Below are 17,488 nucleotides of genomic sequence, written 5' to 3'. Positions count from 1 at the left end.
AGAACATTCCGAAAATAAACGGGGGAGTCACATCATGATTACGGATACACTGAAAGTGTTTGTCGCGGTGGCCGAGCAGCGGAATTTTTCCCAGGCGGCCAAACTGCTTAATTTATCCCAGCCGGGCGTGAGTCTTCATATCCGCAATCTGGAAAATGAGCTTGGTGCCAAGCTATTGCATCGTTCCCCCAAGCTCGTGAAATTAACGGAAGCCGGTGAAATACTATTCGGCAAAGCGCAGCAGATTCTGGGTTTATACGATGAAGCCAAACAGGATATACATATGCTTAGAGACGAAGTGACCGGTTCCTTGTTTATGGGAGCCAGCTTTACGATCGGGGAATATATTTTGCCGAGGGTGCTTGCGGATTATGCGCAGCAGTATCCTCTCGTGGATGTACAGGTACACATCAGCAATTCGGACAATATTTTGCAGGATATCCGTGCAGGACGTTTCCATATCGGACTGGTTGAAGGCCAAGTCGACGCAAAAGATCTTCAAGTCACAGCCTTTATGAAGGATGAGATGGTTCTGATCGCCTCTCCCGACCATCTGCTGACCGCCAGTAAAAGCGTCGATTTTAACCAGCTGCAGGATCAGGTATGGGTGATGCGGGAAACAGGATCAGGTACTCGCACTTACAGCGACAGACTGATTCAGGATGGCGGCCTGTCCATCAAGCGCAGCTTTGTGTTTAACAGCAGTCAGGGCGTCAAGGAAGCCGTAGCCTGCGGCCTCGGCATTGCTCTTTTGTCACGCTGGGTTGTCCGCAAAGAACTGGGCAGTGGAGAACTGAGTGAAATTCCCATCCGGGGAATGAAGATCAGCCGGGATCTTTCCCTGCTGCAGAGCAAGGATGAGCCGGCTGTCATGGCAGTGCTGAAATTCATTCAAACTTTGAACCTTAACGTTCAATCGCTTTATGCGGATTTCTGACTTTCCTGCTGCTTCAGAAGAGCTGCGGTGCCAGTCGGCTGACGGTAAGCAACGAAATATGCTCCTGCGACGAAAAGTGCGCCGCCGACAAGGTTGCCCAGGAATACCGCGCTGAAGTTCGGGAAATATTGTCCCCAAGTCATTTGTCCGGCAAAAATAGCGGCTGGAATCACGAACATATTGGCGACAACGTGCTGGAAGCCGATCGCGACGAAAGCCATGACCGGGAACCAGATGCCGGCGATTTTACCAGCAACATCCTTCGCACCGTAAGCAAGCCATACCGCAAGGCATACCAGCCAATTGCAGCCGATGGCGGACACGAATGCCTGCGTAAATGTATCATGAACCTTTGCGTTAGCAATGGCTACCGTTTTGGTCAGGAAAGCTCCTTCCGTAAGACCAACCACATGACCGAAGAAATACGCGACGAATACAGCACCGACGAAGTTGGCAATGGTCACCAAAATAAAGTTTTTCAGCACCGAGCCAAATCCAATTTTGCGTGCAAACCATGCCATCGGTAGTGTCATCATATTTCCGGTCAGCAGTTCTCCGCCTGCAAGCACCGTCAGAATCAATCCAACAGGGAACACAGCGGCACCCAAAAAGCCTGTAACGGAACCCCATTCTTTAGGTGCCGTACCAATGACGCGGATATCCAGCAGGAATCCGAGGGCAATAAAAGCTCCGGCTAAAAATCCCAGAACAAGCAGCGCGGAGAGAGTAAGTTTGGCTTTCTTCTCTCCGGTTTCGACTGCAATGTCTTTAATTTGCTGCGGTGAGTAAAACGATGACATGAATCATTCCTCCAATAAACATTTCAAATTTTCAGCATAAAAACGCAACAAAAAAACCGCCACGAATCCATCCTTTCGCCAGAATACGAAAAAGAAAGATTAGTGCCGGTTAATTCTCCTACCCGTTTCCTATAGGAGCATCAATCAACGTTCACGCTATCAATAGAGCAGCTGCAACACCTACAGCCCCTCCATTGCACTATGACATTTCATACACATGATAACACAGGTTCATTTTTTGTCAACAATGTGAACAAAAAGATTCTAAGAATATAAAATTTCATCATTTCCAATATTTATCCGCCAATCCTGGACATTTCCACCTTGGCTCCTTCATTCCGTTCTCCGCCTGTAGTTCCTCGCTCCAGAGAATACTGATCATTTCTGCCTTCCCAGATAGACATGATACGATACATTATTTCATCGTCGGAAGCATCCGAACGCAGCAGCGTGCGCAGATCATGACCTTTGGTCGCAAACAGGCAGGTATAGAACATGCCGTCCGCCGACAGTCTGCCCCTCGTGCAGGTAGAACAAAAAGCGTCACTGACGGATGAGATCACGCCAATTTCGCCTTTGCCATCCAGAAAACGGAAGCGAGAAGCCACTTCCCCCGGGTAATTGGGATCGGCAGGCTCGAGCGGAAATTCCTCTCCGATCCGCTCCAGTATTTCCTTCTTGCTGACCACCTGCTTCCAGTCCCAGCCATTGGTATTGCCCACATCCATATATTCGATCATGCGCAGAATATGGCCCTTTTCGCGAAAATAACGGACCATCGGCAGCAGCGCATGCTCATTCACGCCTTTTTGCACCACCATATTGACCTTTACCTGCAGCCCTGCTTCCGCTGCGGCGTCGATTCCCTCGAGAACCTGCTGAACACGGGCCTTACCGCCATTCATTCTCATAAAGGTCTCATCATCCAGCGCATCAAGACTAACCGCCACACGCATCAATCCTGCCTCGCGCAGTTTCACAGCCTGTTTGGCCAGAAGACTTCCATTGGTTGTCAACGCAATATCCTCAGCACCCTTGATTTCAGAGATGCCTGCAATGATCTCGGGCAATTCTTTGCGCAGAATCGGCTCGCCGCCTGTTATACGCATTTTCTGTACGCCAAGCCGAGTGAAAATGCGCGCAATCCTCACCGTCTCATCAACGGACAGGATGTGATCACGGGATAAAAACGGATAATCTTTATTAAAAATTTCCTCCGGCATACAGTAACGGCACCGGAAATTGCAGCGGTCCGTCACGGAAATCCGCAGGTCTCTGAGTACACGTTTGTAAAAATCATTGGTTTCCACGATGCTCACTCCATTTCTGTGCCAAAATAACCCCACAAAGTGGAGCCCTATGCTGAAGAATGCTAATTTCCAAATACGCTACAGGGAACCCCGATATTAAGGGCAGCCGGATGCCCCGGACATCCGGCTACTCCACATCCGCGGTATTTTTCTTCATCTCTTTCCTGCATTCGAGAATACGCTGAGGATGGGTATACACATTGCAGGAATTTCCACGTACAAAGCCCACTGCCGTAATCCCCAGATTCTCGGCCAGTTCAAGGGCAAGTGCCGTTGGAGCGGATTTTGAGAGTATGACCCCACAGCCGATTTTGGCGACCTTAAGCAGGATCTCCGAAGAAATTCTACCGCTGAACACGATTACTTTATCGTTCATGGGAATGTCCTGCTTCAGGCAATGACCATAGATCTTATCGAGCGCATTATGCCGGCCGATATCCATCCTTTCCAGCAAAATACCGCTCCGGTCACATAAGGCTGCATTGTGGACACCACCTGTTTGGCTAAAGGTTTCGGCGCCTTCCTGCATCTCCCGGACCAATCGAAAAATATCGTCAAAGGACAGTTCAACCGGAACATCATGCAGTCGTTTAGCTGTCTTTGCGTCATTAAAAAAAACAAATCCCTGGCGGCTCGCGCCGCAGCAGGAAGTCACATAACGTTTACTGTAAAGCTGGCGGTGAAGCGGACTCCAGCGGCTGACCGTAGCATGGACGAAGCCTTCATCCTCTTGAACCCAGAGATCCTGCAGCTCTTCGGTACTGGATATGACTCCCTCTGAAGCGAGATAGCCTACAGCCATATCTTCAATGTATTCCGGAGTACAGACCAGCGTGGCGAATTCCTCGCCGTTTATTTTTATCGTCACCGGATGCTCCGTGACGATAAGATCCGTTTTCTCCGTAATTTGGCCGTGCTCGTAGCGGATAATGTTCCCCTTTTCCCTCGTCACAGTATTCATCGGTTCTCATCCCTGCTCTATATTTTTCTCGAACATAAAAACGGAAATGGCCACATCCTCGTCGACCTTGATATCCGAAAACAAATGAACCAGCTTCGAACCGCAAAGCTCTTCCAAACCTTCCGGAACCTGATTTTTATACAAATCCTGAATCATATACGTTCTGGCGCTGTGCACCATTTTTTTGCCATCCGGCGTTTGTGCGATAAACTTTTCCGTAGGAGTAAAATTCCCGTACATCCGGGTGATAGCCATGTTCTCAACGAAGGTCGTATGAATGCGCTCCGGGCCTTTGCCGAACGTGTCTTTTCTGACTTTCCGGATGATGTCGTTAAACGCAACTTCCTTTTTCATCCCTCAATCACCTCATTACAAGTTTAACACTATACTAAATCCTAGTAACAATGTACAGGACGATTCAGCAAAAATCCAGGTGGGCAAAATTTAATCCTGACAGATAATTCAATCTTGTTTTTTCAAGCGGAAGTAGTATAATCATGGCGAGACACCATTTTGACAAAATAACGGGAATGATCTGTTTAGTAGGCCATTGCTAATCGGTTACTCCACTACAACCTGCCGCACCAGAACTAGCGGACCAGGTTTAGTGGAGTTTTTTGTTTGTGGACTTTTTTCTGGACAATCCGTTTAAGCAAAGGATTCTACACCCGTTATCGTGAAAAAATTGGGGAAATGAGGTTATTTCGTGAGCAAGAAAACTGTAAGTTTAGCTTTGAACGGACTAAACGTTGAAGTCAAAGAGGGCATGACGGTACTCGAGGCCATTAACCTTGCAGGACTAGAGCAACCTCAAATTTGTTATGTACCCGAAGTGGATCCTATTCAAACATGCGATACCTGTATCGTTGAAATCAATGGCCAACTAAAGCGTGCCTGCTCCACCCAAGCGGAGGACGGCATGGACATCAAGCTATCTTCGGATCGGGCCAAGGAAGCTCAAACGGAAGCAATGGACCGGATTCTTGAGAATCATCTGCTGTACTGCACGGTCTGTGATAACAACAATGGAAACTGCAAAGTGCATAATACGGCAGAATTGATGGAAATCGAGCATCAAAAATATCCTTATCGCCCGAAAGTCGACTCTTCTGAAGTTGATATGTCCCATCCGTTCTACCGGTATGATCCTAACCAATGCATCGCCTGCGGTCAATGCGTCGAAGTGTGTCAGAACCTTCAGGTCAATGAAACGCTGTCGATCGACTGGGAAGCAGACATTCCGCGCGTGAAATGGGATGCCGGCACATCCATTAATGACTCCTCCTGCGTCAGCTGTGGACAATGCGTGACCATCTGTCCTTGCAACGCCTTGATGGAGAAATCGATGCTCGGCGAAGCCGGGTTCATGACTGCTATTGATAAGCCGATTCTCGATCCGATGATTGAACTGGTCAAAGAGGTAGAGCCAGGCTACAGCGGCATTTTTGCTATTTCCGAAATTGAAGCCGCAATGCGCGACACCAGAACACGCAAGACCAAAACGGTTTGCACGTTCTGCGGCGTGGGCTGCTCTTTTGAAGTGTGGACCAAGGGACGCAAGATCCTGAAAGTCCAGCCTTCCCATGATGCACCGGTCAATGCAATTTCCACTTGTGTTAAAGGTAAATTCGGCTGGGACTTTGTGAACAGCGAAGAACGCATCACCACTCCACTGATTCGTCAGGGAGATGCTTTTGTGGAAGCCACATGGGATGAAGCTCTCTCCCTCGTCGCTGAACGTCTGGGCGGAATCAAGAAGGAATACGGCTCTAACGCGCTCGGATTTATTTCTTCCTCCAAAATTACCAATGAAGAAAACTACGTGATTCAAAAGCTGGCACGCCAGGTATTTGAAACCAACAATATCGACAATTGCTCCCGCTACTGCCAATCCCCTGCTTCGGACGGTCTGATGTCCACTGTGGGTATCGGCGGCGATGCCGGCTCCATCAAAGACATTGCAGCGGCAGGACTTGTCATTCTAATCGGCTGCGCTCCTGCGGAAGGCCATCCGGTGCTTGCGACACGCATCAAACGTGCCCACAAGCTGCATGGACAAAAGCTAATCGTTGCAGATCTGCGAAAACATGAAATGGCTGAGCGGTCCGATCTGTTTATTCGTCCAAAACAAGGATCCGACTTTGTGTGGCTTTCAGCCGTCACCAAATACATGATCGACCAAGGCTGGCATGACGCAGCTTTCGTCCAACAGCATGTCAATCAGTTCGGTGAATATTCACAGCTGCTTGAGAAATTCACACTGGAATACGCCGAACAGGAAACCGGTATTTCCAAAGATACACTCATCTCCATCGCGACTATGATTCATGAAGCTGATGGAACCGCCATCTGCTGGGGTATGGGTGTAACCCAAAACATAGCCGGATCGCATACTTCCGCGGCTATTTCCAACTTGCTGCTCGCCACCGGAAACTATATGCGTCCAGGTGCAGGGGCATATCCGCTCCGTGGCCACAATAACGTACAAGGCGCTTGCGACATGGGTACCCTGCCGCCATGGCTGCCAGGCTACCAGCATGTATCCAATGATGAAGCCCGCACCCGCTTTGAGCAGGCTTATGGCGTAAGCATTTCACCAAAACCGGGGATGGATAACATCCAGATGCTGGATGCGGTGGATCGCGGTGAGCTCAAGGGTATGTACCTGGTAGGCGAGGACATGGCTTGGGTCGACTCCAATGCCAATCACGTACAAGAACTTCTCAGCAAGCTGGACTTCTTCGTGGTTCAGGACGTCTTCCTGTCCCAAACAGCCCAATTTGCCGATGTCATTCTGCCTGCTGCCCCTTCCCTCGAAAAGGAAGGCACCTTCACGAATACGGAACGTCGTGTACAGCGTCTGTATGAGGTGATGAAACCAATGGGTGATTCCAAGCCGGACTGGTGGATTACGACTCAACTCGCGAAACATCTTGGCTTCGATTGGAACTACAGCCATCCAAGCGAAATCTTTGCAGAAATGGCCAGCCTGACACCGTTCTTCGCTAAAGCAAGCTACGAAGTCATGGAAGGCTGGGGCAGCTTTACCTGGGGTTCTGCAACAGGCGACAGCACGCCGCTCCTGTATACCGACGGATTCCATTTCCCGGACAAAAAGGCCCGCTTCTCGCTGGTGGACTATATTCCTCCAATGGAATTCCCTGCTGAATTCGATCTTGTGCTGAATAACGGACGCCTCCTGGAACAGTTCCATGAAGGCAATATGACCAACAAATCGCATGGTATCAACCTGAAGCTGCCAGAAGTCTTTGTAGAAATTTCGCCTGAGCTGGCCGCAGAACGCGGTCTCGAAAGCGGATCATTGGTTCGCCTTGAATCACCATACGGCGCTATCAAGCTGAAGGTTCTGGTGACAGATCGCGTACACCGTAATGAGATCTATGTTCCAATGCACTCCACCAGCCATGAAACGGCTGTTAATCTCCTGACCGGAGGTGCGGTGGATGTCCGTACGCATACGCCTGCCTACAAGCAGACGAAAGTCCGGATGCAAACCCTGAACATTAAGGGAGCGAATCCGCTTCCGCTCAGTAATCCGCGGAACAAGAAGCGGCATCCGCAAAACGGGGTCGAAGTTCAGCGCAAATGGAACCGTCCCGGTTATGTTTCTCTGGTGGACTAAAGGAAAGGTGGTATGAAAAATGGCGCAACCCATTTCTTTTATAAAAAAACGCGTACTAAGCGAGGAAGAAGTAAAGCAGCAGTCACTGGATCAGCTGAAGGATTCTGTAGCCGAGCATGAACAGGCGATCGAAAAGGCAATTGCTGTCCTGAGCGAGCTGTACGGCAGCGGCGTCCTGGAAGCAGCCGAATCGCTGCTGAAGGCAAAAGCCAAGGTTGCTGAAATTGCCCTCAATCAGGTAAAGCGCCCTGAAATGACGAACATGATCAATAATGGTCTTGCTGCGGCGGGAGCCCTATCCGCTATTGACCCGGAACAAACTTCTAAGCTGCTGGGCAGTGTGGCGAAAGGCCTTGAGGAAGCAAATGAGCCTCAGGACAAAAAGCTAACGGTCTTTTCACTTATGAGTGCCCTGAAGGATCCTGATGTGAACCGTGCAATCGGCTTTGGCCTGCGTTTCCTGAAAGGGATGGGTAAAGGGCTGGGCGAGTAGGTTTTGACATCTCTCCTTAATATACATCCCCTTATGTCTGAATAAACGAATGAAGAAAAGGCAGGTTCCAATTTGGAATCTGCCTTTTTCCGTATACTCCTATAAACAAAAACAGACCCCGGAGCATCGGGCTCCAGGGCATCAATCAATATATTATAAAAGGGGTATGGCTTTATTATAAGTGCCCTATCTTAAAATTAGATGAAAATAACCTTCAAGACACCTTAAATTTGCAAAGGAATTACCGCAAACTGATGTGCCTGCTCCATTTTTCCAGTACCCGTTCCATATCGGACATCAAAACAGGCTTACTTAAGAAATCATGCATTCCTGCTTCCAGGCACATTTTATGGTTATCCGCGCCGGCAAAAGCGGTGACTGCAATGATAATGGGCAGTCCCTCCTGCGGAAGCTGGCGGCGAATGGACTGCACAGCCTCGATTCCATCGATGACCGGCATCTGCACATCCATAAAAATCAAGTCGTAATTCCCCTCCACAGCCGCTCGAACCGCCTCGGCTCCATTAACAGCCAGGTCTGGATCGTATCCCATTTTATTCAGGATAGCCGTAAGCAGCTGACGGTTAACCGGATGATCATCAGCCACCAGAATATTCAGTAGACCAAAACGCGGCAGGGTTGTTTCGGGCAGCTCAAGCCGGCTTATAGGCATCGCTTCACTTTCCGGCACGCTTGAAATCATCCTGATTTCTTCTTCAATAATAGGATTCGATTCCTCACATTGATCCGTGACATCATCACTGGAAGTCCAGGCTTCGGTTTTTAAGGTGAAATAAAACGTGGTCCCCTCTTCCTCTTCTTCCTGGATAACTCCGATTGATCCGCCCATGAGCTCGACCAGCTTCTTGCATATGGAAAGGCCTAAACCTGTTCCTCCATATTTTCGGTTAATAGCCGGATGCAGCTGTGAAAAAGACTGGAACAGCTGATCAAGCTTATCTGTGGGTATTCCGATCCCCGTATCCTTAACGAAAAATTCCAGAGTCATTTCGTCCTCCGGCGAATCCATTGCCAGATGAACAGAGACGGAAACTCTTCCGGTATCGGTAAACTTAATCGCATTGCCAACCAAATTAATCAATACCTGCCGCAGACGTCCTTCATCACCACGGATCATATCCGGTATGTCCGGCGAGATATGGGTGCACAGCTCCAAATCTTTCTCGGACGCCTTGGCAGAAAACAACTCGACCACGCCACCGAGGATCGAATGAATTTGAATCGGATCGTCGCTTAGCACCATCTTTCCTGCTTCAATCTTGCTGAAGTCGAGGATTTCATTCAAGATTTGCAGCAGCGCATCACTGCTCTCGCGAATGATATCGGTGTAGCTTTGCTGCTCCTCATCCAGCGGAGAATCCGCAAGCAGCTCGATCATCCCCATAATTCCGTTCATTGGCGTTCTCAGCTCATGGCTCATAATCGCCATGAATTCAGACTTCGCCTTATCCGCTTGTTCAGCCGATTCCTTCGCGCGGAGAATTTGCTTCTCATTCGTAATATCGTTGAAGACAATGACTGCGCCCATCCGCTCTCCCTTGTCAAACAACGGAGTTACGCGGTAGGATGCCAGAAAGCTGGAACCATCCTTCCGCCAGAATACCGACTCCTCCTTGTACAGGGCAATCCCTTCCCGGACTGCACTCATAACAGGAGATTCACCTGGAAGATAATGGCTACCATCCGCACGCGTCTGCTGCAGCATTCCCAAAAATGATTGTCCAATCCATTCTCCCGCATTAAATCCAAGCATTCTGGCTCCAGCAGGATTCATAAAACCTGCCCTGCCCTCCAGATCGACCCCAAAGATGCCCTCAGATACTGAGTTCAAAATGAGCGCATGCTCATAGCTCAGCTTCTCGATTTGTTCCAAATACTGCTTGCTCGCCGTGATATCGCTCGTAATGCCAAAGACGCCAACAACCTTGCCATGCAAAATAATCGGTACGTTAATGACGCTGACTTCAATCCGGTGACCGTCCCGATGCCGCAGGCCAATCTCATAGGTCTGCGGCTCCCCCTTGGCCGCAAGGCTAAAATGATAAGCCGTCTTGTCCACATCGACCGGATCTATCAATGGAGTAAAGTGATTATGTACCATTTCATGCTCTGAATAGCCGCATAGAATCTCCTGCCCCCGATTGGCAGTCAGCAGATTGCCTTCCAAATCAAGCGAGGTGACTCCCGCCGGATTGTATTCAAACAGCGATTTATACTCTTTCAGCTGAAGATCAACCTGTTTGCGCTCTGTAATATCGCGGGAAATGGATATCACCTCTTCCACTTCCCCGTTCACATTGTAGGTGAAGCGGCTGTTGGTTTCGAACCATATATAAGTGCCATCCTTGCGGAGGAAACGGAATGTAAAAGAATCCGGGGAATCTTCATCCAGAGCGGAGATCAGGTGATGCCTTACCCTCTTCACATCGTCAGGATGAATATAGCTGCGGCTCGAAGTTCCTTCCATCTCTTCCGGTTCGTAGCCCATCATGGTTCTGCAAACAGGCGAGACATAAATAAAAGTCAGCTCGTCATCTACCTTGTGGCGGGAAATAAAGTCAAGTGAATAATCCATAATGAGCTTGTATTTCTGCTCACTCTGTTTCAGCTTCTGCGCCATTTCGACCCGGTCATTCACATTGCGGCCAATGGTCAGAATCCGCTTGATACCGCCATCTTGGTCCTGAATAATCTGAAATGCCGTCTCAATCCACAAATAATGTCCGTCCTTATGTCTGACCCTCCGGGTAAATACGCTGTCAACGGAATAAAGAGCGTTTCCGCTCAGCATGTCGGCCGCATCATCCGGGTGGTAAAACTCAGCCCGGTGATGACCTATCATTTCTTGAGCCTCATAGCCAAGAATCCGTTTCATGGAAGGGGAGACCTCTTCAAGAATGCCATCCGACCTGCTGGAAGAAAAGAGAATATCCGCATTCTTCTCAAACAGAATCTGCATATTAGGATCGATCTCCATAGGCTCTTCTTCGATTTTGGTACCCGATAGAATAGCTGCTTCCTGTACTAGATAAACATCATCTCCGATTTCCCCGTTCTTTGCCAGAGAAACCTGCAGTCTAACCCGAACCTCATATCCGTTTTTATGTATATAACGTTTCTCCACAATCGTTTGATCCGTTGAAGAATGATGAAGCAGCTCCGCAAGACATGCGGGGGCTGTATTCAGCCTATCATACGGATGTGTGATTTCCGCTTCGGTCATGGACAAAAGCTCCATTTCCGTATAACCAAGCATAGCGGCATAGACGCTGCTGACAGCAATCCATTGCCCGGTATCGACGGCAACTGCAGCCAGCGGAATCGACGCATGCTTGTATAGCTGTTGAATGAAGTTGTCATTACGCGAGTTTTCCACTGCTGGTCCTCCCTTCTATCACAAAAGACAAGCATGTTGAGCCCTTCGAACAGGTTAAATTGAATTGGCTCAATAGCAGATTAACCTAGATGCAGGGTTTTAAAACCATTTTTTCTTATTATAAGAGAAAGCTCACTCCAGGGTCCAGCAGGCGGCTCGTCCCCACTTCCATTATATATGAAAAAGCCGCTCTATGACGGAAGTCAACGAAGCGGCTCTTCATATGATTGCATTCAGGATTATTAAACCGTAACCCGCTGCACCATATCACTCAGCTTGACGGTCATTCCTCCCAGAAAACGCGATTCTTCAGCGGCAAAAGCGATTAAATGGCTCTGCAAGGAAGCCGTTGCTGAGGTTAATGCCGATACGGTATCATTTTCATTCTCGCGCACATTTTGCAGGAACTCAGCAACCATCCGATCGTCACCGCCGCCGTGGCCGTCTCCGGCAACTCCGCAATGAAATTCTACCTGCTCGCCGGTCTCGAAACGATTCAACGTGTATGTTCCTTCCTCCATATCACCATAAATCTCACCTTTCGTACCCATAATACGCACTCTCCGGACCTCATGTTCGGTAAAGGAGGACAAAGTGAAGGTAGCATTGGCACCACCCGCGAACTCCATATTGACGATCTGGTGATCAACAACATTGTTATCGCAGCGGTAAACGCAGCGGCCAAACGGTCCTTCCTTTAAGGCCGTCATGATGCCCTCTTGGGTCAGATCATGCGTAATATAGCGAGCCCATGGGTGTTCAGGCGGCTGGTTATACAGCTTAAGTGCTGAGAAGGGACAGCTTTGTTCAACCTGGCAGCCGTCGGTGCAGCGCGCGGTAGATCCTTCCGGCGCATGCTCCTCCCGATAATGCAACAGCGATCCGAAGGAGCTGACATGAGTACACGGCTTATCCATCAGCCATGAGATGATGTCCAGATCATGGCATGATTTGGCGAGAACCATGGGGCTCGTCTCGGCTGAGTTCCGCCAGTTGCCGCGCACATAGCTATGTGTCATGTGTCGGTATCCAACATACTCCGAATGCTGGATCGTGGCGATGGTTCCGACTTCTCCCGCCTCGATGCAGCGCTTGATGCCGGACCAGAATGGCGAATACCGAAGCACATGGCTGACCGTAAGTACACGCTGATGAGTGAGAGCAGCCTGCTCGATGCGGATACACTCCTCCGCCAGGGGCGACATCGGCTTCTCCAGCAGGATATGATAACCAAGTTCAAGCGCCTTCATCGCGGGCTCAAAGTGCAGCCGGTCCAGCGTACTAATAATCATGACATCCGCGATCCGGCCTTTCTCGAAAGCCTGCTCCCATGAGGTATATACATATTCCGGTGCGATATCGTGGATTGCGGCCATACGCTGCCTACGCTCCTCATTCGGTTCCGCGACCGCTACAATCTTCAATTCCTCCGGATGCTTCTCTGCATATGGACCATAGATGTATCGTCCTCTGCTGCCTGCTCCAAGAAGTACGGCAGTTACTGTCTTCACAGGGGTTCCTCCTCGTCATGTTGGTTACTGTGCCCTGATTGTACGTCACCTGCCGTAGGGTCGAAAGAGACTTTTCCATACATTTATATACTCTTCTTGACTTCCCCCACCTGACGCTGAAGACGGTATTCTTGCGGAGTCTCCTGATTTTGCTTTTTAAAAAAGCGGATAAAAGCCAGGGCCGAGTTGTACCCGAGAGCCGCAGCGATCTCATTGACTTTCATCGGGGTGTTCAGCAGCCATTCCTTCGCCTTCAGGTTCCGGTATTCGTTGATGTAGTCAGACAAGCCAGTCCCGGTCAGCTGCTTATACAAGCGCGAAAAGTAGGATGGATTAAGCCCGACATGATCCGCAATGGTGACTAGCGAAATATCCTGGGCCAGATGCTCCTCGATAAAACGGTGCACCTTCTTGACGAGATTCGTAGTTACTTGCCCGCCCAGGGCTGCCTGCCGCGTGAAATAGCAGTCCGCCATATTCCAGAAAAATTGTTTCACATCCGGCCACGAAGCCGCTTCATCCTTTTGGTACAGCAGGGCTATGTCCAACCTCTCGTACACAGCTTGCCGGAACGGTTCATTCTGATCCATACATGACAGGAAGATGGATGCCATTGAATGGTACAGCTCCATCTTACGTCCATATGCATGAGAGTCCCCAGTCCATACGGCGGTGAGATGAAGATACAGCTTATTGAACTCCTCGCGGTGATTGTTCTCCAAACATTGCTGAAGCAGCTGCAGGCGGGTATGATGGCAATAATCGTTCGCCTCTTCCCCGTTTTCCTGCAGCTTCACCAGATCCGAGTCCGTTACAATGACACCGGGAGAGAGGCCAAGACCGTAAACGAAACAATACTTCAGCATATGGAATCGCTGAGAGATCATGCCCCAATCCGTCGGCTCGCTGCTGAGGGCAAAGGAGACAGACACGCGCAGCAGCCGCTGGCATGTCTGTTGAATGTTCTCCAGCATAGCACTGATATGGGAATACCCGGTCTTCCATGCTGCTGCTTCTTTAATTCCTGTCTCATGGGGCTGCAGCAGCCATACAATGCGTGAACTGTCATATACACAGGAGTAACACTGCATGCCAAGCCCCGCATATTCCTCCACAATGTTCTGAACTCCGTATAGAAGCAGTGTTTTATCGAGCGGCGTGAACGATTCCTTCCACGTATCCACCCTGCCTAACAGCAACAATATCTGCCGTTCTGCCTGCAGAGGGATGGCCAGTTCATTCAATTGATGCACCAGACCTTTTATTGACTCCTGCTTACCCTGGAGCAGATCCCATACATATTCCTTCTGCAGCAGCGGAAGTGCTTTACGCATCCTTTCGTTGACCCGATCCAGCATCTTGAGCTGATCGCCTTCTTCATCAAGCTTTGCCATTGCCCGCTTGACTGAACGGATAATCTTATCGTCGCTCTCCACTTTCAAAATATAATCAAAGCCCCCATATGCCATCGCACTCCGGATATAATGAAAGTCATTATATCCGGTAAGAAAGATGACCTTACAGGTTGGCCATTCCTTTTGAATGATTTGCAGCAGCTCGATGCCTTCAAGTCCTGGCATCTTAATGTCCGATATGACAATGTCAACCTGATGTTGGCGCATTCTATGGAGAGCCTCTTCTCCCGAATACGCTTTCAACACTTCCAAGTCCATATGTTCAGTCGTCTGGAACAGTTCCAGCAGCCCGTCTACAATGATAGGCAGATCGTCTACGATAAGCAGTCTGCGCATAGCCGGTTCCTCCTTATTCTACGCCTAGATGTATAAGTACTTTGAGTCCGCCAAGCGAAGATCTCGACACTTCAAGCCCGAATTCTGCACCGTAGTGAAGCTGAATCCGCCGATGCACATTGATGAGTCCCGTTGTCTCTTCGATGCGGTTCGCCGAATAAGTTAATCTCACACGCAATTGCTCCAGTTTGCCATCATCCAAATGATTACCGTTATCCTCCACGCAGATTGTAAGCCGATCTTTCTTCAATTCACTGTGCACCCACAGCTCACCCGGTCCTGTCATGGCGCCGATTCCATGCTTGTAGGCATTTTCGATAATCGGCTGCAGCACCAGCCTCGGAACTTGCAGCGGCAGCATCATGATATCAAAGCGGACTCGAATCCGCTCTCCATAGCAGATCGTCTGCATATCGAGATAAGTTCGTGAATGTTTTATCTCAAGCTCCAGCGGGATCACATCCTCATCGTCCCGGGTAATAAATTGGAAATATTCACCGATATAAAGACAGAATTGGTACGCCTTATCCTTATTTTCAGACTTGATCAGCCGGCACAACACGAAGAAGCAATTATACAGAAAATGTGGATTGATCTGCGACTGCAGCCGCTTCAGCTCCGAACGCTGGTTACGTATCTGCTGTTCATAGTTCTGCTCAATCAGCGTCTTGAGCGAATGAACGGTATCATTGAAGGCTTGATATAGATATCCGAACTCATCACGTCTACGGTCAATCGAAACCGGAATCAGCTCCAGTTTCTGCACGCGCTTAAAGCCATGAATCAATCTCATTAATGGTCGGTACATCAGCTTAATGAGAGAATAAGAAAAAAACGTTCCCATGACAACCGCAAGAGCGCAAGCCCATAAAAACCATTGCCTGTATGTATGAATCGGGCCCAGTACGGCCGACTCAGGAATACAGGTTATGGAATACGACTTCCAGACCTCCGAGTACTTAAATACGGTGAGATAGCGTTTGGATCCGAAATGAACCATTTCATAGCCTTGTTTCGCTCCGGCAAGCTGTTTCTTCCGAATGAAGTCTTGGAGTGAATCCTGCAGCTCAGAGTGCTGCTCATTGCTGCGAATAACCCAACCCTGCTCCATATTCAGCAGCATGCTCTCACCGCTATTCGATCCCGTAATTTGCTGCAGCGCCTCCTTAATCTTGTTCGTAGAGAGCTCGACTCCAATGACAAACAAAGGATTCTTGAATGTATTTGCGGGATAGGACATCGTGAGGAACAGACGATTATTCCAATAAATGAACGGATCATTATAATACGGCCCGCTATGCTGCATCGCAGCGTATTCCTCTTGGCTAATTACTGTCTCATATTTTACACTGAGCAGCGTCCGTTCAATTTTGGGTACATAGGCTTTCGCCTCGCGAATGAACGGGCTGGAGTTTTTCATCAAATCAAGCCGCTTTTGAATCAGGGTGATGTTTTGCGCCCGCTCATAATACGTCATATCGGTTCCGATCGCCGCCAGCTCCATCAAATCGCTGTCTGTCACATAGGTAGGTAAATACTGAGCTATGCGCTCAACCTCCTTATCCAATGAATCGAGATAGAAGCTGGCTGTATTTAAGGTTGAGCGTGATATTTCCGTCTGGATGCTATTCGCTCCCCGCTCATTGATAAACCATGTAATCATCATGAGGGGGAGTAGCACGCTCAAGAACACAGCCATCATTTTCAAAAAAATTGAGGAGTCTTTCAGTCGGAATAACAGCTTCATCATTCGTTCCCCCAGGATGAGTTGATCGGCATGGAACTATTATTCTTTGACACTCCCCATCACAATTCCTTTAATGAAGAACCTCTGCAGGATCGGATAAATGACTAATATCGGAAACGCCGCTACAAAAATTTGAGCCGCTTTGCTCGTCCGGTCGGATAACTTCTGCATCAGCTCAATGTCCTGTGACTTCAGAAAACGGAGATCCATTTTAATGATGATGGACTGCAAAAAAGTTTGGAGAGGATATCTTTCCGGATGATTCATCAGGATCATGCCGTCAAACCAGCTGTTCCAGTGCCCTACAATGGTGAACAACCCCGTGGTTGCAAGCGCAGGCAGAGAAAGCGGTGCATAGATTCTCCAGAGCGTCGTGAAATGGCCCGCCCCGTCGATTTTGGATGACTCCTCCAATTCCTTCGGCAGATTGCGATAGAAATTAAGCAGCAGGATGATATTGAATACTTGAACCGCGCCCGGAAGCACCAAAGCCCAGATCGAATCAATGAGGCCGACCGCCTTGATGGTCATATACCAGGGGATCAGTCCTCCGTTGAACAAGATGGTGAACACAAAGATCCATGCGTATAAGGTACGCATCCCGAACTGGGTGGTATCTTTGGAAAGCGGATAGGCCGTAAGAATGGTCAGGAACATGCTAATCGCAGTACCTAATATGACCCGCTGGATTGTAATCCAGAACGCCCGCAAATATTCCGGTTTGCCGAACACATTCTGGTAAGCCGCCGGCGTAAATTCAACCGGCCACAGCAGCACCTTCCCTGCCGATGCCGCAGTACCCGAGCTGAATGAAACCGCTAATATATGAATAATTGGCATGAGGCACAAACATGATATCAGCGTAAGAAATACGAGATTGCAGCCCAGAAACAGTCGTCTGCCCAATGACTTTTTCATAAGTTTGACCGTTCTCCTTT

At 49.0% G+C, this 17,488-nt stretch carries 12 protein-coding genes; 3 read left to right on the top strand and 9 right to left on the bottom strand.

The annotated features are described in order from the left end of the window. Positions 1-34 precede the first annotated feature (34 nt). Complete coding sequence (locus KJS65_RS24635) at positions 35-937, top strand: LysR family transcriptional regulator (RefSeq protein WP_213652482.1); 903 nt, start codon at positions 35-37, stop codon at positions 935-937. Here the strand turns inward: KJS65_RS24635 and KJS65_RS24630 are convergent. The 4 genes from KJS65_RS24630 to KJS65_RS24615 form a co-directional block, all read right to left on the bottom strand. Then, on the bottom strand, positions 922-1,737 hold the full coding sequence (locus KJS65_RS24630) for a formate/nitrite transporter family protein (protein ID WP_213652481.1): 816 nt from the start codon (positions 1,735-1,737) through the stop codon (positions 922-924). The two genes, KJS65_RS24635 and KJS65_RS24630, sit on opposite strands and share 16 nt — an antisense overlap. Positions 1,738-2,033: 296 nt before the next feature. After that, complete coding sequence (gene moaA, locus KJS65_RS24625; RefSeq protein ID WP_374706222.1) at positions 2,034-3,050, bottom strand: GTP 3',8-cyclase MoaA; 1,017 nt, start codon at positions 3,048-3,050, stop codon at positions 2,034-2,036. A 124-nt stretch (positions 3,051-3,174) separates the two neighbouring features. Further along, on the bottom strand, positions 3,175-4,008 hold the full coding sequence (gene fdhD, locus KJS65_RS24620) for a formate dehydrogenase accessory sulfurtransferase FdhD (RefSeq protein ID WP_213652479.1): 834 nt from the start codon (positions 4,006-4,008) through the stop codon (positions 3,175-3,177). Between the two features lie 6 nt (positions 4,009-4,014). After that, on the bottom strand, positions 4,015-4,362 hold the full coding sequence (locus KJS65_RS24615; RefSeq protein WP_136608481.1) for a Na-translocating system protein MpsC family protein: 348 nt from the start codon (positions 4,360-4,362) through the stop codon (positions 4,015-4,017). 352 nt (positions 4,363-4,714) lie between these two features. Here KJS65_RS24615 and fdhF point away from each other — a divergent pair, with 352 nt between their 5' ends. Both fdhF and KJS65_RS24605 read left to right on the top strand, forming a co-directional pair. Beyond that, positions 4,715-7,651, top strand: a complete 2,937-nt coding sequence (fdhF, locus tag KJS65_RS24610; RefSeq protein WP_213652478.1) for a formate dehydrogenase subunit alpha — start codon at positions 4,715-4,717, stop codon at positions 7,649-7,651. A gap of 19 nt (positions 7,652-7,670) precedes the next feature. Beyond that, positions 7,671-8,144, top strand: coding sequence for a helical membrane plugin domain-containing protein (locus KJS65_RS24605; RefSeq protein WP_213652477.1), 474 nt, complete (start codon positions 7,671-7,673; stop codon positions 8,142-8,144). Positions 8,145-8,385: 241 nt separating this feature from the next. Here the strand turns inward: KJS65_RS24605 and KJS65_RS24600 are convergent, their stop codons facing one another. The 5 genes from KJS65_RS24600 to KJS65_RS24580 all read right to left on the bottom strand — a co-directional run bounded on the left by KJS65_RS24600 (position 8,386) and on the right by KJS65_RS24580 (position 17,468). Then, the gene (locus tag KJS65_RS24600) at positions 8,386-11,541 is read right to left on the bottom strand and encodes a PAS domain S-box protein (protein WP_213652476.1); all 3,156 of its coding nucleotides are present in this window, start codon (positions 11,539-11,541) and stop codon (positions 8,386-8,388) included. A gap of 242 nt (positions 11,542-11,783) precedes the next feature. Beyond that, positions 11,784-13,052, bottom strand: a complete 1,269-nt coding sequence (locus KJS65_RS24595) for a Gfo/Idh/MocA family protein (RefSeq protein WP_213652475.1) — start codon at positions 13,050-13,052, stop codon at positions 11,784-11,786. Between the two features lie 83 nt (positions 13,053-13,135). Next, entirely contained in the window at positions 13,136-14,803 is a 1,668-nt protein-coding gene (locus tag KJS65_RS24590; RefSeq protein ID WP_213652474.1) for a response regulator transcription factor, read from the bottom strand. Between the two features lie 13 nt (positions 14,804-14,816). Continuing rightward, positions 14,817-16,550: a sensor histidine kinase gene (locus KJS65_RS24585; protein WP_213652703.1), complete on the bottom strand. Its 1,734-nt coding sequence runs from the start codon at positions 16,548-16,550 to the stop codon at positions 14,817-14,819. A gap of 39 nt (positions 16,551-16,589) precedes the next feature. Further along, positions 16,590-17,468, bottom strand: coding sequence for a carbohydrate ABC transporter permease (locus tag KJS65_RS24580; protein WP_213652473.1), 879 nt, complete (start codon positions 17,466-17,468; stop codon positions 16,590-16,592). Positions 17,469-17,488: the final 20 nt, after the last annotated feature.

The sequence above is a fragment of the Paenibacillus sp. J23TS9 genome (assembly GCF_018403225.1).
GTDB lineage: Bacteria > Bacillota > Bacilli > Paenibacillales > Paenibacillaceae > Paenibacillus_AQ.
Note: the sequence above shows the minus strand (reverse complement) of the source record. Positions and strands in the feature narration are given on the sequence as shown.

Excerpts from the sequence above, each read along its gene's own strand:
- fdhD (WP_213652479.1), bottom strand. The coding sequence starts at position 4,008 with ATGAATACTGTGACGAGGGAAAAGGGGAACATTATCCGCTACGAGCAC.
- KJS65_RS24590 (WP_213652474.1), bottom strand. The coding sequence starts at position 14,803 with ATGCGCAGACTGCTTATCGTAGACGATCTGCCTATCATTGTAGACGGG.
- KJS65_RS24615 (WP_136608481.1), bottom strand. The coding sequence starts at position 4,362 with ATGAAAAAGGAAGTTGCGTTTAACGACATCATCCGGAAAGTCAGAAAA.
- KJS65_RS24585 (WP_213652703.1), bottom strand. The coding sequence starts at position 16,550 with ATGAAGCTGTTATTCCGACTGAAAGACTCCTCAATTTTTTTGAAAATG.
- KJS65_RS24605 (WP_213652477.1), top strand. The coding sequence starts at position 7,671 with ATGGCGCAACCCATTTCTTTTATAAAAAAACGCGTACTAAGCGAGGAA.
- KJS65_RS24580 (WP_213652473.1), bottom strand. The coding sequence starts at position 17,468 with ATGAAAAAGTCATTGGGCAGACGACTGTTTCTGGGCTGCAATCTCGTA.
- KJS65_RS24630 (WP_213652481.1), bottom strand. The coding sequence starts at position 1,737 with ATGTCATCGTTTTACTCACCGCAGCAAATTAAAGACATTGCAGTCGAA.
- KJS65_RS24635 (WP_213652482.1), top strand. The coding sequence starts at position 35 with ATGATTACGGATACACTGAAAGTGTTTGTCGCGGTGGCCGAGCAGCGG.